The following is a 19,474-nucleotide window of genomic DNA, read 5'->3' on the forward strand; positions in this document are numbered from 1 at the left end:
CGGGTTCATACGCGCCTCAGTACAGGGTCTGCGAGGATTCGTGCAGCAGCTGGCCGTACAGCGTGTGCCGCATGCGGGCGATCTTGCCTTCCTCCACCGCTTCCAGCACCGCGCATTGCGGCTCGCTCAGGTGGCGGCAGTTGTAGAACTTGCAGCCGCCGAGGTAGGGCGTGAAGTCGCGGAAGGCCCGCTCCAGCATGCCTTCCGTAAGGTGGTACAGGCCGAATTCCTGGAAGCCCGGCGAATCGATCACGCTCGCGTCCGGGCCAAGGTGATAGAGGCGGGTGAAGGTGGTGGTGTGCTTGCCCGTGTCCAGCGCGGCCGAGATCTCCCGGGTGGCGATGTCGGCATCCGGCACCAGCAGGTTGATGAGCGAGGACTTGCCCATGCCGGACTGGCCGATCAGGATGGTGGACTGGCCCGCCAGCAGCGGCGCCAGCGCCGCCACCGTGGCCTCGGGATGCGCCTTGGCCGACACTTCGTGCACAGCGTAGCCCATGGCCGAATACACCTTCAGGCGCTCGCGCGCCTTTTCCAGCGATTCCGTCACGTCGGTCTTGTTCAGGATAAGGCACGCTTCGATACCGGCGGCGTCCGCGGCGACGAGGGCGCGCGAGACCAGGTCGTCCGAGAAGCTGGGCTCCGTGGCCACGACGATGAAGAGCTGCGTCACGTTCGCCGCCAGCAGCTTGGACTTGTACTGGTCCGAGCGGTAGAGAAGGGTCTTGCGGTCCTGGATCCTGTCGATCACCGCCTGGTCGGGCGAGGTGAGGGTGACATCGACCACGTCGCCCACGGCCACATTGGTCTTCTTGCCGCGCGTGACGCATTGCAGGCGCACGCCGCCCGCTTCAGCCAGATAGTGGCGGCCGTGCGCCGCGATGATGGTGCCGGTTTTCTTCATGGGCGAAGCAGCGCGTCGGCCTTGGCAGCGCAGATGAAATCGTTCAGGGAAAGTCCTTTGACGGAATGGGTGTCGTAGCGCACTTCGCAGGTCTTGTAGCCAACCACCAGCTCCGGGTGATGGTCCTCGTTGTGCGCGATGTAGGCCAGGGCGTTCACGAAGGCCATTGTCTCGTAATAGTTGGCGAAGCCGAAGCGCCGCACCAGGCGGCCGCCTTCGATGGTCCAGCCGTCAAGCAGGGCGGCCAGCGCAGCGGCCTCGCCTGCGTCCAGCTGTACGGTGGCGTGGGCGCAGTGCAGGGTGCGCAGGTCTGCGGCGCTGGCGATATTGCCGCTCATTGAGCCGCCATGTTCAGGTGGCGGATACGCACGCTGGCCGGCGGATGCGAATCGTAGAAAGCCGAATGCAGGGGGTCGGGCGTCAGCGTGGAGGCATTGTCCTCATACATCTTGACCAGGGCCGAAACGAGGTCCTGGGCGTCCGTGTGTTTGGCCGCGAAGGCATCGGCCTCGAATTCATGCTTGCGCGAGCTGAGGGAGGTCAGTGGGCCGAGCAGGAAGGTGAACACGGGCAGCGTCAGCATGAAGAGGATCAGCGCGAGCGCGTCGTTGCTCTGTCCCGGCACGATGATGGGCGACACGCCCAGGCCCGTGTAGAACCACAGCTGGTTTTTCAGGTAGCCCAGCAGGGCCAGGAAGACCAGGGAAATGGCGAACATCATGGCGATGCGCTTGACGATGTGTTTCAGCTTGAAGTGGCCCAGTTCGTGGGCCAGCACGGCCTCGATCTCCTGGGGCGCGAGGCGGGAGAGCAGGGTGTCGAAGAACACGATGCGCTTGTTGGCGCCGAAGCCGGAGAAGTAGGCGTTGCCGTGGGCGCTGCGCTTGGAGCCGTCCATCACGAAGAGACCCTTGGAGGCGAAGCCCACACGCTGCATCAGGCCTTCGATACGGGCCTTGAGCGAATCGTCGGCCAGCGGCGTGAACTTGTTGAACATGGGCGCGATCACGGTGGGGAAGAGCACCATCATCAGCAGCTGGAAGCCGCTCCACACGAACCAGGCATAGAGCCACCACAGTTCGCCGCTCTTTTCCATGAGCGTGAGCACCACCCAGACCAGCGGCAGGCCGATCACGGCGGCCAGCAGGATGCCCTTCAGCATATCGGCGACGAACAGGCCCTTGCTCATCTTGTTGAAGCCGAAGCGTTCCTCCAGGTTGAACTGGCGGTAGAAATCGAGGGGCAGGTCGATCAGGCCCGACACGGCGGCAAATGCCACCACCAGCCCTATCTGGTACCACATGCCGCCCCCGCTCAGGTTGAACACCTGGACGGACAGCCACTGCAGCCCGCCCAGCAGGGTGAAGCCGACCAGCACCACGGCGTTGACCAGCATCGTCACCATGCCGAACTTGGTGCGGGCGATGGTGTAGTCCGCCGCCTTCTGGTGGGCGGCGAGGGGAATGGTGGCCGCGAATTCGGCTGGCACGGCCGAGCGGTGGGCCAGCACATGGCGGATATGGCGCGAGGCCAGCCAGAAGCGCACCGCCAGGGTCAGTGCCAGGAAGGAAACAAACAAAATCGAGAACGCGTGTGAATACATGCTGGGCCTGTGAGAAAATGGCGGATTGATTCTGCCAAGAGAGAATTATGTCACAAGCGAACGAAACTCCTGTCAGCGCCGCGGCGCCCCGTCCCAACGAGATGAACCTGGTATGGGTGGACATGGAAATGACAGGCCTGGAGCCCGATACCGACCGCATTATCGAGGTGGCAATGGTCGTCACCGACATGCACCTCAATCTGCTGGCCGAGGGTCCGGTCTTCGCCATCCACCAGTCCGACGAAACGCTGGACGCGATGGATTCCTGGAACAAGGGCACGCACGGCCGCTCCGGCCTGATCGACCGCGTCAAGGCCTCCACCGTGACCGAAGCGCAGGCCGAGGCGGAGCTGATCGCCTTCATGAAGCAATGGGTCCCGAACGGCAAGTCCCCGATGTGCGGCAACACCATCGGCCAGGACCGCCGCTTCATGGTGCGCTACTTGCCCAAGCTGGAAGCCTTCTTCCACTACCGGAACGTGGACGTCTCCACCCTGAAGGAACTGTGCAAGCGCTGGAAGCCCGAGATCGTGGCCGGCTTCAAGAAGCAGCAGAAGCACACCGCGCTGGCCGACATCGTCGAATCGATCGACGAGCTGAAGTACTACCGCGAGCACTTCATCAAACTGTAAAGCTGTCGAGCCCGTGTCCAACCCTGGGGTCAGACCCCAAGGTTGGACACGGGCTGGGCCGTAGTCAGGCCATGAAGCCCAGGTCCCGGAGCGGGAACCTGGCTAGCTCGTTTTTGAAGACCTGGTTCTCCAGCACGTCCATCTCGGCGCCGAACCAGCGGCCCAGCGTGGCGCCGTATTGCTGGTTGGAGAACTGCGGTATCCAGACGCCACGGCCTGTGGCGTCGTCCTTGCCGCCCAGGGTGAAGTCAGGGAAGGCGCCGTAGAGGCCTCCCTGCACCGCGCCGCCGATAATGAGGTGGTGGTTGCCCCAGGCGTGATCCGTGCCGCCGCTGGCCGGCTGCAGGGTGCGGCCGAAATCGGACATCGTGAACGTCGTCACCATCTCCTCCGCGCGGATTTCGTTCAGCGCGTTCTGGAAGGCCGCCACGGACTGCGACACCTGCCGCAGCATGTCGAACTGTTGCCACGACTGTCCGCCGTGCGTATCGAAGCCGCCCTGCGATACAAAGAAGACCTGCCGTCCCGGCCCCTGCTGCGAACGCAGGCGGATCAGCTGCGCCACCGTCTTCAACTGCCTTGTCAGCCCGTAGCCGGGGAAGACCGTCGACAGCGGCGCGGCGGCGTTGGCGGCCCTCAGTTCCTGTGCCAACTGCAAGCCGTTCAGGAGGGCCTTGTTGGCTGCGCCGTTCACGGCGTTCGTGCCGCCAGCGTTCAGGATCTGCATCAGCGCCGTGCGCCGCGTGTCGGCTTCGGCCTGGGGCCAGAAGTTCATGCCTTGCAGATTAAGCTGTCCGTCCGCAGGCAGCAGGTTGCCGTGCACCGCGGCGCCTTCGACAAAGAGGCCGTTGCCGCCGACTGCAATGGCGTTCAGGTGGCCGTCCGCCCCCAGCGACTCGACCAGCCGTCCGCCCCAGCCTGTGCCTGCCACGGCGGGCGTTCCGGCCTGGTTCTGCAGGTTCTGGTCAGGATGCGAGAACAGCTGGCTCGGTACGCCCTGGCCGGACTGGTACTGCGCCTTCGTCAGCGGCTGGTACAGGCTTCCCACGTTCAGCAGCGCGGCGACCTTGCCTTGCTGGTAGAGCGCATCGATCTCCGGCATCCCGTAGTGGAAGGCGAAGGACTGCTCGACGGGATTGGCCACCGCTTTGAGCGTTGCGCTGCGGGTGGCCAGCAGGGTGTTGGCCTGCTGTGAAAGCGCAAGGCCGCTGCTGCCGCGCAGCGCGGTGTACTTGCTGTAGTGCGCGGAATCCAGCGGCACGATCATGTTGTTGCCGTCGTTGCCGCCGTAAAGGTAGACGCAGACGAGGGCCTTGTAATCCGATACCGCGGCCTGCGCGCTGCGCGTCGTGCCCAGCAGGCCGAGAGCGGAGAGGGCGCCGAGGAAGCTGCGGCGGGACATGGAATGTTTGCTCATGGTGCTCCTCTCTTATTGCTGGACGGTGAAATCGGCGGTGATCGCCGTCAGGTACAGCGCCGTGATGGCGCGCTGCCGCTTGTCGGATGTTGCGCTGACGCTGGATGCGATGGCCTGGCGCGCCGTGGGGCTCATGCGGCCTTGCAGCAGCGTGGCATCCACGAGGTTCAGCAAAGCGGTGGGATCGCCCGCCACGTTGACGTAAGGCGTGATATCCAGCTGGATCATGCCGCCGAATTCGCCGTTGAGGAGGCGGTGGATGAAGTTGGCGCGCGCCACGGCCAGGGCAGGCGCATAGAGCTGGAACTCGGGGCCGAAGCGGCCGGGATTGTCCGGCAGGGGCGTGAGCGGCGAGAAGAAGCTGAAGACGCTGGGGGCGTTCAGCAGCTTTTCCCCCAGCAGGGAGTATTCCCAGAACAGGTTGTTCGGATTGGTGACCGAGCCGCCCATGGCGCGCACGAGGGCGAGGGTTTGCAGTATCGGGTCTTTCAGCTTGCCCGAGATATCGCCCGGCTGGTCCTGGCGCGCCTCGGCGTCGGTGAGGATGGCGGTGATGGTGGCTTTCATGTCGCCGCGTCCCGCCGGTCCGTTCGCGAAGACGTTGGCCACGCGCTCGATATAGGCGGGGCTTGGGTTGCTGGTGACGAGCGCGCGGATCAGGCGCGTCGCCACGAACGGTGGCAGGTTGGGATGCTGGAAGAGGTTCTGCATCACGGCGTCGAAGTCCTGCTGCGTGGACTGGCCGGCGGGCAGCACGAGGCCTTGCAGCAGGGTTTTGGAGCCTTTGTCGTGCCAGGCGTCGCGCGGCTGCAGCGGGCCCGTGAAGTTCTCCCAGTTGATGCCTGCGCCGCTGCCCGCATAGGTCCAGCCGCTCAGGGCGCGCGCCGTCTCGCCAATGGTCTGCTGGTTGTAGCTGGCGAGCGGGTCGCCATTGCGGTCAAGCTGCACGCTGCCGTCCTGGTTCAGCATGACAGGGCCGATGGTGAAGAGCTGCATGACTTCGCGGGCATAGTTTTCGTTCGGGGCCGGGATCACGCTGTTGCCCATGTCAAGATATTTGCCCATGGACGGATTGAGCGACATTTCGCGCAGCAGGTTGTAGTAGTTGCCGAAGGCGTGGTTCTGCAGCGTGGCGAGCCAGGGCTGCATCTCGTTCGCATAGGGGTTCTTGTCGGCGGAGACGACGAAGATCTGCGAGAGCGCGAAGATCACGCGCTGGCGCAGCTGGTCCTGGCCGGCGGCCATGTTTTTGAACCAGTTGCTGCGCAGGAGATTCATGTCCGTGGTGACGGGCATCGGGCTCGGGGCGGCGTTGAACTGCTGCGCGAGCCAGGCGCTCTGGCCCATCTGGCGAAGCGCGGCGATGTCCGCCGGGGTAGGGCCGAAGGTCGCCTGCTGCAGGAAACGCGCGGCGGCGATGCTCTGCGCATCCGGTGCTGGCTGCTGGCCGATGGGGCCGGGCGTCGGTGTCGGCGTTGGAGTTGGCGTGGGTTCCGGTGCGGGCGCGGGCGTTGGAGCCGGGGTGGTGCTGCCGGCGACCAGCGTGAGCGTGGTGCTGGCGCTCGCCGACACGGAAGCCCATTTGCTGGTCATACCTGTAATCGTAATGACGGGATTGGCGGGCATCACCGCCGGGGCGCGGTACTCGCCGTTCTGCGAGTTCACCGTACCGAAAGTCGCGTTTCCTCCAGCGATGCCGTTGATGCTGAAGTCCATATAGATGCCTTTGCCATCGACCTTCCCGGACAGCCAGACGGTTTTGCCGAGCGGCACCGTGCCGTTTTTGGCGGTGGTCTCGACGCTTGCGGTTACCGCCCAGGCCGAGCTGGAAAAGCTCACCGCCAAGGCCAGCGCGAACGCATGGTATTGATTTTTCATGTATTTCCCCCATAGTGGAGCGGCCGTACAGTCCGCGCCATTGCACTATGGCAATAACCGTGCCCGGTCTTTCTGCGTAGTAAAAATGCGGCGAATGGACGAGAGCTGGACAAAATTTGTCAGTTTCCGTAGGGAAATGGCTGCAAAAAATGTCAACCAAAACTTACAAAATTTGCGCACGGGTACGGTGCGGGGCAATTGTGCGGCCGAGCTCCTATAGTGACCGCTTATCCCAACGAGGAGAGTGGAAATGCTGAAGAGATTCCTGTTCGCCTGCTGTGTGGCCAGTCTTATCTCGACTGCGCATGCGCAGCACTATCAACTGAGTGCGCAAAGCAGCGGCTCCGGTTATTTCGATCTGCCTGCCATGTTCGGCCTGCCGGAGATACGCGGTTCCAGCCCGTTCGGCTTGGCGATCGAGCTGAACTATTCCAGTCCGACTGTGTTCCAGGAGCCAGGCCGCACCAGTATCTATGCCACGACCGATGTCGATCTGACGCTAACTGCGGGCAGCGGCAGCTTCCATGTCCGCCAAACGGATGGCGGGCTGTCGGCGACGGTCTACAGCTTGCCCGGAAATGCGGCGCAGCGCTGATGGACCTGCAGGTGGGGATCGGGGAGCTGGTCTACTACGGCCAGGCGGGCTACTTCCGCCAGACCGCTGTCTTCGCGTCGGACGACCTGCCGCTCGACGCGCTGCTGCCTCAGGCGGGAGCGCGGCGTTCGGGCAGTACCGGTGACGGCTCACTGGACGTGTCCTACTTCTTCCATAACGATGAAATCAGCACTGAGCTGGGCTTGGCGATGGGGAGCCTGGGGAGCTTCAGTTATGCGATTGCGGTCCCGGAGCCCGCGCGCGACGGCATGATGCTGGCCGGAGCCGCGCTGCTTTGCCTATTTTTCCGCGCCAGGAAAAGCTTCCCGGTCGCGGCTGGCCGTCAGCATCTCTTCCTGCACGGCTAGTTGTTTGAGACGCCGTCCTTCGGCCACCAGCGCCTTCAGTTCGGGTTCGATGGCCAGGGCGTCGGCGGCGGCGAAGTCTTCGCTGTCGATGGCAATCCGGATGGCTTTCGTCCGCTCCGGCAGGGGCGCCTCGGCGCCATTGCGGTACAGGACCGTATAGCCAGCCAGGCCATTGCTCGCGTCCGCGGAGGCCGCGGACGCTTCGCCCGCCGGGGTGAGTTTGGCGGGAACGGCCCGCTGCGGCATGACGGCCCGCACCGGCGCCGAATCGGCGACCCAGGCCATCACAGCTTCCTTCTGCTCCAGCTGATATCCCGCCAGGAGAACGCCTGCCGCCAGGAAGCAGCACAGCAGGCGGGCCATCGCGGTCATGGACATCGGCTGCGCCCTTATTGCATGCGGCCGACGGCGATCTGGCGGCAGCTCGCGGCGTCGTAGTACACGGACCCGCTGTTCATGGTCCAGGTGTAGCCGACGATGGCGCCGCTGGTGGCGTCCGCGTAGATGCGGAAGTAGCCGGTGCCTGCCCCGGTGCCGTTGCTGGATACGCGCGTGTCGGTGTAGGCCTTGCCATTGGAGTCCGTGGTGGTGTGCGGCGAGGAGGTCGAGTCGGCGATCAGCACCTCATACTGTACGGTGTTGGCGATCAGCGGCTTGGACGGCGCGCTGCGCAGTACGGCCGGACCCATGGCCATCATGGTGTGGCCAGTGGAGGAGTTATTGGCGCAAGGCTGGTATTCGAGCGCGATGATGTCGCCACGCTGGATATCGGCGGCATTGGCGATGCGCGCAAAGTTCTTCTGGGCGGTGATCAGCTGATAGTACTGCGAGGAGGTCGGGCTGCTGCTGCCGGTGCGGTTGCGGTAGTCGGTGTCCGTGAAGTTGTTCGCGGTCTTGACCACGTTGCTGACGAAGGGCGCGCAGGTCGACTGGTTCTGGTACTTGGTGGCGTTCTTCACGCCGGGCCAGGTGACGATGGTGCTGCTGCCGCCGTAGACGTTGTCCGCAGCCGCGACATTGTTGATCAGCGACTCGGCCCAGGCGGCCTGCTGGCTGTAGTCGGTAGCCTGGGCGGCGCCGGCGGCGATGGCCAGCGCGGCGAACAGGGTCGAAGTCGTTTTACGTACTGCCATGGTGGATCCTTTCCTTGGGTTGGGAAGAGTGGGGCTTCCCAAAACCGACGGAAAGGATTCTGCCGGTTTCCACACGGCAATATGTCAGTATATTGTCGCCAGCATTTACAAAAATTGTCGTGAGGCAATATTAGGCTTAGGCGGCGCTGTCGGCTCCGTGGCATTTCTTGTATTTTTTGCCACTACCGCAGGGGCAGTCGTCGTTGCGGCCGACTTTTGGATCTTCGCGCTTCACGGTGCCGACGGCGGCCTTGCGGCGCGGCACCCAGAACTTGTGGATGGTGGGCAGGTTGGCTTCCAGCTCCAGCGCCAGCTTGTGCGCCTTGAGCGGGTCTTCCACTTCCGGCAGCTCGCTTTCCTCGATTTCGTCCGCGCCCAGCAGGTAGATGGGGCGCATCAGCTCGCCGATTTCCGAATCCCAGATCTCGTCCCAGGAGCCGGGGCGCAGTTCCATGCCTTCCCAGAAGCCCCAGCACCAAGCCTCTGCGTCGATCAGGGTCTGGCCTTCGTGCTCATGCTCCACGAAGAGGGGTTCGAATTCCTTGGGCGCCACCTCGAAGGTCACCAGCACCTCGTTCATGAAGCGCATGATCAGGTTGACGATGCGCTCTTCTTCCTTGCCATTCTTGAACTTCGGCGCCTGCTTGCCGTCCGGCCCCCACACGCGCGGCAGCCATTCCGCGGGCATGATGGTCTCGGGACCAATGGCGATGGCGGTGAGGTAGCCATGCAGGTGGTCCATGGTCATGGAGTCTTCGGGACTGCGGTCGCCCAGCAGGAATTGGTCGAGTTCGTCGAATTCTTTTTCGGTGAGAGGCTGGTCGAGTTGCATGATGGGCTCTGTTCTTTGAATGAAGGCGACAGTATACGCTGCCGCGCACCGTTTACAATGGCGGAATGACCATTCATCCCTTCTCCGCCCTGAATCCCGATTGCGTGCTGGACGCGCTGGCCAGCATTGGCCTCTATGGCGATGGCCGCCTGCTGGCGCTGAACAGCTACGAAAACCGGGTGTACCAGGTCGGCATGGAGGAGGGGCCGCCCCTCGTGGTGAAGTTCTACCGCCCGGAACGCTGGAGCGACGCCGCCATCCTCGAGGAGCACGCCTTCGTGGCCGAGCTGCACGCGCAGGAGATTCCCGCCGTGCCCGCACAGCTCATCGGCGGGCGCACCCTTCACAGCTTCGACAACTTCCGCTTCGCCGTGTTCCCCCGCCATGGCGGCCGCGCGCCGGAGCTGGACGATCCCAAGGTGCTGGAGTGGACGGGGCGTTTCATCGGCCGCATACATACCGTGGGAGCGGCGAAGGCCTTCGAGCACCGCCCAGCCCTCGACCCGCACACCTTCGGGCAGGCGCCGCGCGACTATCTGCTGGAGAACGGTTTCATCCCGGACGATTTGCGCGCCAGCTGGCAGAGCGTGGTGGACCAGGCGCTGGACGGCGTCGCCCGCTGCTACGGCAGGGCAGGGGAGGTGCCGCTGCTGCGCCTGCACGGCGATTGCCATGGCGGCAACGTGCTGTGGACGGATGCGGGCCCGCACTTCGTCGATTTCGACGATGCCCGCATGGGCCCCGCCATCCAGGACTTGTGGATGATGCTGTCCGGAGAGCGCAGCGACATGGTGCGGCAGCTGTCCGACATCCTGGCCGGCTACGAGGACTTCTGCCAGTTCGACCCGCGCCAGCTCTATCTGGTGGAAGCCTTGCGCACCCTGCGCCTGATCCATTACTCGGCCTGGCTGGCCAGCCGCTGGGACGATCCCGCCTTCCCGGTGGCCTTCCCCTGGTTCAATACCCAGCGCTACTGGCAGGACCGGGTGCTCGAGCTGCGCGAGCAGGTGGCGTTGATGGACGAAGCGCCCCTCTGGCCGGTGTAAATCATCGAATTGGCGGGATTTTCCCGTCCTGCTTCACGCCTCGCTTCACGGGCGCCGCTTTGATAATGGCTACTCGGAAATCCCGATTACCTTGTCAAAGCGAGAACAATCATGCAAGCACAACTGGCCACCTCCCTCGAAGCCGTCTTTGCCGCCGATGATGCGGAGCTGCAGCATGAACAGAGTCTCGCCATTATTCCCCCGGCATCGAACGACGGCGCCAAGCCGGACCGTGCAGAAGCCGAGATGAAAGCCATCAAGCAGGCCATCGCCCGTGTGGAAGCGGAAGCGAAAGCCGCCTGCGCCGCCGAAAGCCGCGCTAATGCCGAGGCCCGCGCCCGCGCACTCGCCGAAGACCGCGCCGCCATGGATGCGGCCGCTGCCGCGGTCGCCCTGCAGAACGCCCAGGCCGCCGAAGAGGCGATCACCGCCAACCGCGAGCGCCTGGAAAGCCTGCGCGCCGCCGCCCAGGCCAGCGTCGCCCGCCTGGAAGCCGTGAAACAGGAAACCGCCGAACTGCGCGCCCGCGTCGAGTCCGACACGCAGGTGCGCCTGGCTGCCGAACAGCGCGCCAAGGCCGAAGAGGAAAGCCGCCGCGCCGCCGCCGAACAGATGGCCGCTGAAACCGAACTGGCCGCCCAGGCCTCGCGCGCCGCCGACGAACTGAAAGCCCAGACCGAGCACGCCCGCCTGCAGGCCGCCGAGCGCGTCGCCGCCGTGCAGGCCGCGAAGGATGAAGTGGTGGGCATCGCCAGCGCCGATGCGCGCATGGCCACCCTGGCCCGCGAACGCGAGCGCGCCGCCCACTCGGCCCGCCAGACCGCCCAGCAGCTGGCCCAGGCCGAAGCCGAGGCGCTGGAAACCATCCGCCAGCGCGAACTGGCCGACCGCGTCGCCCTGGAAGCCGCCTTCAAGCGCGCCGCCGCCGAAGTCCGTGCCCTGGAAGAAGCGCGCGCGCTGGCCCACCTGGAACAGGAACGCGAACAGATCGCCCTGGCCAAGGCCGAATCCGACCGCAGCGCCGCCATGTCCCTGCACCTGCGCCTGCAGACCGAGAAAGAAATCCGCGACGCCGCCGCCCACCGCGAGCGCCTGGAAGCCATGGCCGCTACCACCGCCCAGGCCCGCCGCGAAGCCGACGAGCGCATCATCGCCGCAACCGAAGCCCGCATCGACGCCGACCGCCAGCTGCATGCCGTCGCCCTGGCCCGCGTCCAGGCCGAAGAGCAGGCCGAATTCGAGACCCACGCCAAGGTGGCGGCGGAAAACGAAGCGCTGGAGCAGGCCAAACTGCGCCAGGAATACGAACAGGCTGCCGCCGAAGCCGCGCGCGCCGACAGCGCCGAGCAGCAGCGCGCCGCCCAGCTGGCCGAAGAGCGCGCAGCCCTGTCGCGCGCCTCCGCCGAATTCATCGCCGCCCGCAATGCCGCCGAACAGGCCGAAATCGACCGGCTGGCCGCGCACGCCGAAGCGCTGGAAGCGGCCAATGCCGTGGCACAGGAAAAGGCAGCGCAGGCCGCGCGCCTGGTGGAAGCCGAGCACGCCCGCGCCGAAGCCGAACAAGCCGCCATCGCGGCCCTGAAATTGAGCCTGGAAGAGGAAGAGCGCGCCATTATCGCCGCCCAGGAGCGCGCTGCGGCCGAGCAGGCCCACGCCGAAGCCTTCCAGCGCAAGGCCGAAGCCGAGTCGCGCCTGAAGGCTGCGGCCGAAGCCGAAGCTGCTGCGCTGGACGCCATCGCCGCCCAGACCCAGATGGAAGCCGAACAGAAAGCCATTGCGGCCCAGGCGTCGGCCGCGCAGGCCCGCCTGGCGGTTGAACTGGGCGAAGTGCACAAGGAGCGCGCCCGCGCCGAGCAGGAAAAGGCTGCTGCCGCCGAAGCCCTGGTGGCGGCCGAGCGCGAGTTCATCGAATCCGAGCGCAAATCGCTGGCGCTGATCGACCAGAAGCTGGTGCACCAGCGCGCCACCAACGCGGCGGAAGTGCGCGCCGCGCAGGCCATCGAATCGCGCCTGGAAGCGGAAAAAGCGATTGCCGCCGCAGCCAGCGAGAAGGCCGACGCCGAAGCGGCTGCCGCCCAGGCAGCGCAGGACAAGGCCGCCGAACAGAAAGCGCTGGTCGAAGCCGCCCAGGCGCACGCAGCGATGCAGCGCAAGGTAGCCGACACCACCGCCGCGATGGTCGAAGCGAAGAAGAAGCTGGTGGAACTGGAAGCGCGCCGCCAGGGCGCAGCAGCGAAAGCGCTGGCCGCACTGGAAGCGAAGGTCGCGGCGCTGGAAGCCGCCCCGGAAGCCGACTTTGCCGCCACCCTCAGCGCCGCGCAGGAGCGCCAATCCGAAACGATGGCCCGCGACGTCATCGGCCGCCTCAAAGACAGCGCCACCTCCGTCTGGCGTACCCGCTAAAAATTTCCTAAAGGGGTCAGACCCCTTTAAGAAATTAGCGATGTTTCCTAAAGGGGTCTGACCCCTTTAAGAAATTTTTGCTATTGGGAGACCTGGACTTTTTCGATGAAGTATTCGGTTTCGCCGAAGCAGCTGCTGGGGACGCCCTTGTGCTGGGCGTAGCTCAGCACGACGCGCTTGCCGATCGCGGCCGTGAGCTGCTTCGCGACCTCGGGGTCGCGCACGCTGAAGAAGAATTTTTCGGGGATGGCGCCGGGCATGGAACTGAGCAGGATTTCGCCTTCCCAGGTCTTGCAGATCCATCCCAGCCGCGAGAATTTCTGCAGGTAGCCAGCCCGCTCGCCTTCCGAATAGGACCAGTGCAGCGTGATCCAGGCATAGGCCAGGAAGGCGAGGATGGCCGCCAGCACAAGGCCGATCAGGCCCATGATGAGGCGCGGACGGGCCATCATTGCGCCACCATGCGGCGTTTGTATTTCACCGAGGACCAGAGCGAGACCACGATGAAGACCACGCCCGAGAGCCCCGTGAACCATTCGGGAATGTGGTATTCCACGCTGGCGAACATGATCACCGCCAGGATGCCGATGGCCCAGTGCGCTCCGTGCTCAAGATAGATGAATTCGTCCAGCGTGCCCTTGTGCACCAGGTAGACCGTGAGCGAGCGCACATACATGGCGCCAATCGCCAGGCCCAGCATGATGATGACCACGTCGCTCGTGATGGCGAAGGCGCCGATCACGCCGTCGAAGCTGAAGGAAGCGTCCAGCACTTCCAGATAGAGGAAGCCGCCCAGGCTGCCGCGCTGCACGGCCTTGCCCAGGGCCTTCGCTTCCTCCGGATCTTCTTCCAGCAGGCCGCTCAGCCAGCCCACCGCCAGGTAGATGGCGATGCCGGCGCCGCCCGCGTACAGCACGCTGAAGCGGCGGTCGGCCGGTACCATTTCGACGCAGATGCCCACGGCCACCAGGGCCAGCAGCACGGACAGGCTCTCAGCCCCCAGCCGGTTGGCGCGCTCTTCGATCCATTCCAGCCAGTGGATCTCCTTGTCTTCGTCGAACATGAAGTTGAGGAAGACGAGCAGGAGGAAGGCGCCGCCGAAGGCCGCCACCTCCGCGTGCACGCCCGTCAGGTGGCGCGAGTATTCTTCCGGCGTCGTCGTCGCCATGGTCCAGACGGACATGAGGTCGAGCCCCGTGGCCACGGCCACAATCGCGAGCGGGAAGACCAGCCGCATGCCGAAAACGGCCACCAGGATACCCACCGTGAGGAAGAGTTTCTGCCAGAAGGCGTTCCAGTCCTTCAGCACGGAGGCGTTGACCACCGCATTGTCGAAGGAGAGGGAGACTTCCATCACCCCCAGCACACCCGTGATCCAGAAGGCGGTGAGGGCGCCGGACAGGCCGCCATGGTCATAGCCCCACGAGCCCGCCGCCGCCATCAGCGCGATGGTGACGATGATCGATATCCGAAAATGTTTCATGCACCTACCCTTTGTATTTTTAGTGGGGCGATTTTACTGTACCTGCTTCCGCCCGGGAGCCTGCTTCTGCGATAATGCTGAATTGCCAAAAAGGAACTTTCACATGGATCTTGCCTATCTGCTCACACCGCTGATCACCTGGATCACCGTGGGCCCGATCAAATTCCTCATCAACAGCGCCCGCGCCCGCCGCTGGGCCTTCGATCTGGTGGGGAACGGCGGCTTTCCCAGCAATCACAGCGCCACGGTGTCGAGCATGGCAACCCTGATCGCTCTGCGCGAGGGCATGGGCCATCCGGCCTTCGGCGTGGCCGTGACCCTGTGCTTTATCGTGATTATCGACGCCAACAGCCTGCGCCAGCACGTGGGCCGCCACGCGGCCGCCATCAACCGCCTGGCCAAGGACGTGGAAGGCATGGCATGGCTGCGCGAGCGCATGGGCCATACCAAGGTGGAAATCGCGGGCGGCCTGCTGACCGGCATCGCCATCGGCCACGCCGTTTTCGCCCTCTTCGCGCGGGGCTAAATGCTTCATTGATGAAGCATTCGTCCGGCTGCGGACAGGGCGGACGTCCGCCCCGTTTGCAGTCTATCCACGAAATTCAGCAGTTTATCGCCGAAATCGCGCAGTCTGGCTCCCGGCGATTGACCTATATCAGGCGCAAGCGGATACTCCTCCGCTGCAGTAGTGTGCATTTCCTGCGCTCTCTTCAATAACAGCAAAGCAGTACCAAAACTCTCGGAGAATTCTATGTTGCGTAAGACCCTACTCGCTCTCGCCGTCGCTTCGGCGCTCGTCGCCTGCGGCAAGTCAGGCCCGGACAAGGGGGAAGGCCCCGCGGCATCCAGTAGGGCGGAAGCCAAGAAGAATGCCACCCTGCAGGTGGCGCCGGAAGACCTGGTGACGGTGCAGACCGATTCCCTGGCCTCCGGCCCCGTCATCACCGGATCCATCGAACCCGAGCGCAAGGCCGACCTGCGCGCCGAAGTGGGCGCCGTGGTGATGCAGGTGCTCAAGGAAAACGGCGAAGCCGTGCGCAAGGGCGACCTGCTGGTGCGCCTGGACGACACCTCGATCCGCGATTCGCTGACCTCGGCCAACGAGGCGGTGCGCGCCTCCCAGCAGGCCCTGGACCAGGCCGAGCGCATGCTCAAGCGCCACCAGACCCTGCTGGCCTCGGGCATGACCTCGGCCCAGGCCATGGAAGACGCCCAGCTGCGCTTCAACAATGCCCAGAGCGACCTGGTGGCCGCCAAGGCGCGCCGCGCCACGGCCGAACAGCAGCTGGCCCGCACGCTCGTGCGCGCCCCCTTCGACGGCATCGTGAGCGACCGCAAGGTCTCGAACGGCGACACGGCCCAGATCGGCAAGGAACTGATCAAGGTGATCGACCCGAACAGCATGCGCTTCGAAGGCCTGGTGTCGGCCGACAAGATCGGCACCGTGAAAGTGGGCCAGAACGTGCAGTTCCGCGTGAACGGCTACCCGGGCCAGACCTTCGCCGGCAAGGTGAAGCGCGTGGACCCGGCCGCCAACCCCGTCACCCGCCAGGTGGAAGTGCTGGTGAACTTCGCCGACCAGGTGCAGCCGAAAGTGGCCGGCCTGTACGCCGAAGGCCGCGTGGAAGCGGAAGCGCGCGATACCCTGATGATTCCCGATTCCTCCCTGGTGCGCGCCGGCGACAACGCCTATACCTGGCGCATCAAGGACAATGTCCTGCGCAAGGCCGACCTGGTGGTGGGCGCGCGCGACGCGCGCACCGGCCAGTGGGAAGTGAGCAAGGGCCTGGCCGCGGGCGACCGCGTGCTGCGCGCCCCGGCATCCAGCTTCCGCGACGGCCAGAAGGTGGAACTCGTCTCCGCCAAGGCGGTGGCATCGGCCAACGGCAGCGCACCGGCTGCGGCGAAAGGAAACTAAGCCATGTTCCTCTCAGATTTCAGTGTCAAACGGCCTATCGCCATGATCGTGCTGATCGTGGCGACCATGTGCCTGGGCCTGCTCGCGCTGTCCAAGCTGCGCGTGAACCAGAACCCGGACGTGGACATCCCCACGATCTTCGTGAGCATTCCGTATCCGGGCGCCTCGCCGGAAACGGTGGAGCGGGAAATCGTCAACCGCCTGGAGAAGTCGCTGCAGAGCATCACGGGCGTGACGGAGCTGAACAGCACCTCGCAGGAAGGCAGCGCCAATATCGAGCTGCGCTTCACCTTCAGCAAGAACCTGATCGAGGCCTCCGACGAGATCCGCAACGCCATCGCCGCCGTGCGCTACAAGCTGCCGGTGGAAATGCGCGAGCCCGTGCTGCAGCGGGTCGACATCTCGGCCCAGCCGGTGATGCAGGTCTCGCTCTCGTCCAAGACCCAGACCCACGCCCAGATCTCGCGTCTGGCGGAAGACCAACTGGCCGACCGCTTCCGCGCCATCGACGGCGTGTCCAACGTGACGGTGAACGGCTCCCTGCGCCGCGAACTGTCCGTGTTCCTGCGCGCCGAGAAGCTGCGTGAATACAATGTGTCGGTGTCGGAAGTCACCAATGCCCTGCGCATGCAGAACACCAATGCGCCGGTGGGCAAGCTGCGCGGCAACATGGACGAGAAGAGCATCCGCCTGGTGGGCCGCATCGAGCGCCCCGAGCAGTTCCAGGACGTGATCGTCAAGCGCCAGGGCGAGCAGCTGGTGCGCCTGGGCCAGGTGGCCGAGATCCGCGACGGCTTTGCCGATATCAACAACCTGAGTATCCGCAGCGGCAAGTCCAATGTGGGCATCTCCATCATCCGTTCGCGCGAAGCCTCCACCGTGAGCGTGGCCAAGGGCGTGCGCAAGCTGGTGGACGAGATCAAGAAGGAACTGCCGGAAGGCACGGCCATCGAGATCAGCCAGGACGGCGGCGAAGACGCGGAAAACAGCCTGAACAACGTGATCGAGGCCCTGGTCTTCGGCGCGGGCCTGACCATCTTCGTGGTCTACGCCTTCCTGAATTCCTGGCGTTCCACCCTGATCACGGCGCTGTCCCTGCCGACGTCCGTCATCGCGGCCTTTATCGCCGTGTGGCTGTGCGGCTTCACGCTGAACTTCATGACCCTGCTGGGCCTGTCGCTCGCGATCGGCGTGCTGATCGACGACGCCATCGTGGTGCGGGAAAACATTGTGCGCCACATGCAGATGGGCGAAGACCGCCGCACGGCGGCCCTGAACGGCACCGCCGAAATCGGCATGGCCGTGGCTGCGACCACCTTCTCCATCATGGCCGTGTTCATTCCCGTGGCCTTCATGCCCGGCATCTCGGGCGAATGGTTCCGTCCCTTCGCCCTGACCGTGACCTGCTCGGTGGCCGTGTCCCTGTTCATCTCCTTCACCCTGGACCCGATGCTGTCGGCCTTCTGGGGCGACCCGCCCGACCACCACATCCGCCCGAAAAAGGGCCTGGGCAAGGCGCTGGACAAGTTCAACCACTGGTTCGACCACCAGGCCAACCGCTACGGCCACGTGATCGCCTGGGCGCTGCACCACCGCCGCTGGATGGCCCTGATCGCCGTCGCCTCCCTGGTGGGCGCGCTGGCCCTGCACATGAAGTTCGGCGGTTCGAGCTTCCTGCCGAAATCGGACTTCGGCTTCCTGCGGGTGGACGTGCGCACGCCTTCCTCCAGCAGCCTGGAATATTCGCGCCTGAAGCTGATGAAGGCTTCGGACATCGCCCACGCGATGCCCGAGACCGAATCCACCAGCACTTACGTGAACCTGACCGGCGGCCGTATCTATATCGATATCGGCGACAAGAAGAAGCGCAAGCGTTCGGCCGAGGAAGTGGCCATCGAGCTGCGCAAGCGCATGGCGGGCCTCGTCGGCGCCGAGTACGTGGTGCAGGACGACGTGTCCAACGGCGGCAACAAGCCGGTGCAGATCGAATTCACCGGCCCGGATTCGCGCCGCCTGATGGAGATCACCAATGCCTATATGGAGAAGCTGCGCCAGATTCCGGGCGCGGTGGACGTGAGCCTGTCCGAGCAGGATCCGAAGGACGAGCTGCAGATCGAACTGAACCGCGGCCTGGCCAGCTCCATGGGCATCTCCGCCGGCGACGCGGCGTCCTCGCTGCGCGTGGCCTTCGCGGGCATCGAGGTGGGCGACTGGGTCGACCCGACCGGCGAGAGCCGCGACGTGGCCGTGCGCCTGCATCCGGAAGACCGCACCAATTCGGAGAACATCGAGCGCCTGCCGATCGCCGTCTCCGGCACCAACCAGATGGTGCCGCTGGACCAGATCGCCACCGTTTCCATGGGCAAGGGCCCGTCCACCATCCGCCACAAGGGTGGCAAGCGCGTGATTTCCGTGTCCGCCAACGTGGAAGGCCGCTCGCCGGGTGAAGTGACGGCCGACGCCATGAAACTGGCCAAGGAAATGGACTACCCGCCGGGCTATGGCCTGAAACTGGGCGGCGCGGGCAAGGACCAGCAGGAGCTGTTCACCAACATGCTGCTGTCCCTGCTCGCCGGTATCGGCCTCATGTACCTGATCCTGGTCATGCAGTTCGGCTCCTTCACGGCGCCGGTGGCGGTGATGCTGTCGCTGCCGCTGTCCCTGATCGGCGTGGTGCTGGCCCTGATGCTGAGCAATAACACCCTGAACCTGATGAGCTTTATCGGCATCATCATGCTGATGGGTCTGGTGGCCAAGAACGCGATCCTGCTGCTGGAAGCGGCGCGGGCGCGGGAAGAGGAGGGCTTCAGCCGTGAAGACGCGCTGATGCACGCAGGCCGCATGCGCCTGCGTCCGATCCTGATGACGACCTTTGCGCTGATCGCGGGCATGGTGCCGGTGGCCATCGGCATGGGCGAGGGCGGCGAGTTCTACCGTCCGCTGGCGATCGCCATCATCGGCGGCACCATCACCTCGACCCTGCTGACCCTGCTGGTCGTGCCGACCTTCTACGACAGCATCGAGATCTCGCGCGACCGCATGGCGGCCAAGTTCAATGCCCGCCTGCAGCGCTGGCCGGCGCTGGTGGCCTTCTTCATGACTTTCGTGGAAGCCATCCTGACCCTGATCATGGTGCGCGCCGTGTTCCGCATGATCGTGCTGGGCTTCAGGAAGATCACGGGTCGCGGCCGGGAGATTCCCAAGCCGGTGATTCCGCAGAAGGCCGCGTAACAGCGGCCCCCGCAAGAACGGCGCCTTCGGG

At 64.9% G+C, this 19,474-nt stretch carries 18 protein-coding genes; 8 read left to right on the forward strand and 10 right to left on the reverse strand.

Annotated features, from left to right (window positions below; translation table 11 throughout):
• Nucleotides 1-16: 16 nt before the first annotated feature.
• The 3 genes from rsgA to LSQ66_RS04560 are packed head-to-tail and all read right to left on the reverse strand — an operon-like array spanning nucleotide 17 to nucleotide 2,507.
• Nucleotides 17-904: a ribosome small subunit-dependent GTPase A gene (gene rsgA / locus LSQ66_RS04550; RefSeq protein WP_231768618.1), complete on the reverse strand. Its 888-nt coding sequence runs from the start codon at nucleotides 902-904 to the stop codon at nucleotides 17-19.
• Nucleotides 901-1,242 carry a 4a-hydroxytetrahydrobiopterin dehydratase gene (locus tag LSQ66_RS04555; protein ID WP_231768619.1) on the reverse strand — a complete coding sequence of 114 codons (342 nt, stop codon included), beginning with the start codon at nucleotides 1,240-1,242 and terminating at the stop codon, nucleotides 901-903. The genes rsgA and LSQ66_RS04555 overlap by 4 nt, the downstream gene beginning before the upstream one ends.
• On the reverse strand, nucleotides 1,239-2,507 hold the full coding sequence (locus tag LSQ66_RS04560; RefSeq protein ID WP_231768620.1) for a M48 family metallopeptidase: 1,269 nt from the start codon (nucleotides 2,505-2,507) through the stop codon (nucleotides 1,239-1,241). Before LSQ66_RS04560 ends, LSQ66_RS04555 begins: the two co-directional genes overlap by 4 nt.
• Nucleotides 2,508-2,554: 47 nt before the next feature.
• Between LSQ66_RS04560 and orn the strand changes: the two genes are divergently transcribed.
• Nucleotides 2,555-3,139, forward strand: a complete 585-nt coding sequence (gene orn, locus LSQ66_RS04565) for an oligoribonuclease (protein ID WP_231768621.1) — start codon at nucleotides 2,555-2,557, stop codon at nucleotides 3,137-3,139.
• A gap of 64 nt (nucleotides 3,140-3,203) precedes the next feature.
• Here the strand turns inward: orn and LSQ66_RS04570 are convergent, their stop codons facing one another.
• Together LSQ66_RS04570 and LSQ66_RS04575 are read right to left on the reverse strand one after the other, a co-directional pair.
• Complete coding sequence (locus LSQ66_RS04570; protein ID WP_231768622.1) at nucleotides 3,204-4,556, reverse strand: DUF1501 domain-containing protein; 1,353 nt, start codon at nucleotides 4,554-4,556, stop codon at nucleotides 3,204-3,206.
• A gap of 12 nt (nucleotides 4,557-4,568) precedes the next feature.
• Nucleotides 4,569-6,434 (reverse strand): DUF1800 domain-containing protein, encoded by a 1,866-nt coding sequence (locus LSQ66_RS04575; protein ID WP_231768623.1) that lies wholly within the window; start codon nucleotides 6,432-6,434, stop codon nucleotides 4,569-4,571.
• Between the two features lie 250 nt (nucleotides 6,435-6,684).
• Here LSQ66_RS04575 and LSQ66_RS04580 point away from each other — a divergent pair, with 250 nt between their 5' ends.
• Together LSQ66_RS04580 and LSQ66_RS04585 are read left to right on the forward strand one after the other, a co-directional pair.
• Nucleotides 6,685-7,029 (forward strand): hypothetical protein, encoded by a 345-nt coding sequence (locus tag LSQ66_RS04580; protein WP_231768624.1) that lies wholly within the window; start codon nucleotides 6,685-6,687, stop codon nucleotides 7,027-7,029.
• A complete protein-coding gene (locus LSQ66_RS04585; RefSeq protein ID WP_231768625.1) occupies nucleotides 7,029-7,397 on the forward strand; it encodes a hypothetical protein in 369 nt (122 codons plus the stop codon). The genes LSQ66_RS04580 and LSQ66_RS04585 overlap by 1 nt, the downstream gene beginning before the upstream one ends.
• On the opposite strand, the gene LSQ66_RS04590 is transcribed toward LSQ66_RS04585, so the two are convergent.
• The 3 genes from LSQ66_RS04590 to LSQ66_RS04600 form a co-directional block, all read right to left on the reverse strand.
• Complete coding sequence (locus LSQ66_RS04590) at nucleotides 7,329-7,775, reverse strand: hypothetical protein (protein WP_231768626.1); 447 nt, start codon at nucleotides 7,773-7,775, stop codon at nucleotides 7,329-7,331. The two genes, LSQ66_RS04585 and LSQ66_RS04590, sit on opposite strands and share 69 nt — an antisense overlap.
• Before the next feature lie 11 nt (nucleotides 7,776-7,786).
• Complete coding sequence (locus tag LSQ66_RS04595) at nucleotides 7,787-8,530, reverse strand: hypothetical protein (protein ID WP_231768627.1); 744 nt, start codon at nucleotides 8,528-8,530, stop codon at nucleotides 7,787-7,789.
• A 136-nt stretch (nucleotides 8,531-8,666) separates the two neighbouring features.
• Nucleotides 8,667-9,362 (reverse strand): UPF0149 family protein, encoded by a 696-nt coding sequence (locus tag LSQ66_RS04600; RefSeq protein ID WP_231768628.1) that lies wholly within the window; start codon nucleotides 9,360-9,362, stop codon nucleotides 8,667-8,669.
• 65 nt (nucleotides 9,363-9,427) lie between these two features.
• Here LSQ66_RS04600 and LSQ66_RS04605 point away from each other — a divergent pair, with 65 nt between their 5' ends.
• The gene (locus tag LSQ66_RS04605; RefSeq protein ID WP_231768629.1) at nucleotides 9,428-10,408 is read left to right on the forward strand and encodes a serine/threonine protein kinase; all 981 of its coding nucleotides are present in this window, start codon (nucleotides 9,428-9,430) and stop codon (nucleotides 10,406-10,408) included.
• A gap of 246 nt (nucleotides 10,409-10,654) precedes the next feature.
• Nucleotides 10,655-12,811 (forward strand): hypothetical protein, encoded by a 2,157-nt coding sequence (locus LSQ66_RS04610; protein WP_456085740.1) that lies wholly within the window; start codon nucleotides 10,655-10,657, stop codon nucleotides 12,809-12,811.
• Nucleotides 12,812-12,891: 80 nt separating this feature from the next.
• Here the strand turns inward: LSQ66_RS04610 and LSQ66_RS04615 are convergent, their stop codons facing one another.
• Complete coding sequence (locus LSQ66_RS04615) at nucleotides 12,892-13,260, reverse strand: hypothetical protein (protein WP_231770049.1); 369 nt, start codon at nucleotides 13,258-13,260, stop codon at nucleotides 12,892-12,894.
• Entirely contained in the window at nucleotides 13,260-14,294 is a 1,035-nt protein-coding gene (locus LSQ66_RS04620; protein ID WP_231768631.1) for a DUF475 domain-containing protein, read from the reverse strand. Before LSQ66_RS04620 ends, LSQ66_RS04615 begins: the two co-directional genes overlap by 1 nt.
• Nucleotides 14,295-14,397: 103 nt before the next feature.
• Between LSQ66_RS04620 and LSQ66_RS04625 the strand changes: the two genes are divergently transcribed.
• From LSQ66_RS04625 to LSQ66_RS04635, 3 genes are all read left to right on the forward strand, one after another.
• Nucleotides 14,398-14,820 carry a divergent PAP2 family protein gene (locus LSQ66_RS04625; RefSeq protein ID WP_231768632.1) on the forward strand — a complete coding sequence of 141 codons (423 nt, stop codon included), beginning with the start codon at nucleotides 14,398-14,400 and terminating at the stop codon, nucleotides 14,818-14,820.
• A 225-nt stretch (nucleotides 14,821-15,045) separates the two neighbouring features.
• Nucleotides 15,046-16,212 (forward strand): efflux RND transporter periplasmic adaptor subunit, encoded by a 1,167-nt coding sequence (locus LSQ66_RS04630; RefSeq protein WP_231768633.1) that lies wholly within the window; start codon nucleotides 15,046-15,048, stop codon nucleotides 16,210-16,212.
• Between the two features lie 3 nt (nucleotides 16,213-16,215).
• Nucleotides 16,216-19,443 (forward strand): efflux RND transporter permease subunit, encoded by a 3,228-nt coding sequence (locus tag LSQ66_RS04635; RefSeq protein ID WP_231768634.1) that lies wholly within the window; start codon nucleotides 16,216-16,218, stop codon nucleotides 19,441-19,443.
• The last annotated feature ends 31 nt before the right edge of the window (nucleotides 19,444-19,474 follow it).

Origin of the sequence: Massilia endophytica (assembly GCF_021165955.1) — a bacterium.
Lineage (GTDB): Bacteria > Pseudomonadota > Gammaproteobacteria > Burkholderiales > Burkholderiaceae_D > Rugamonas > Rugamonas endophytica.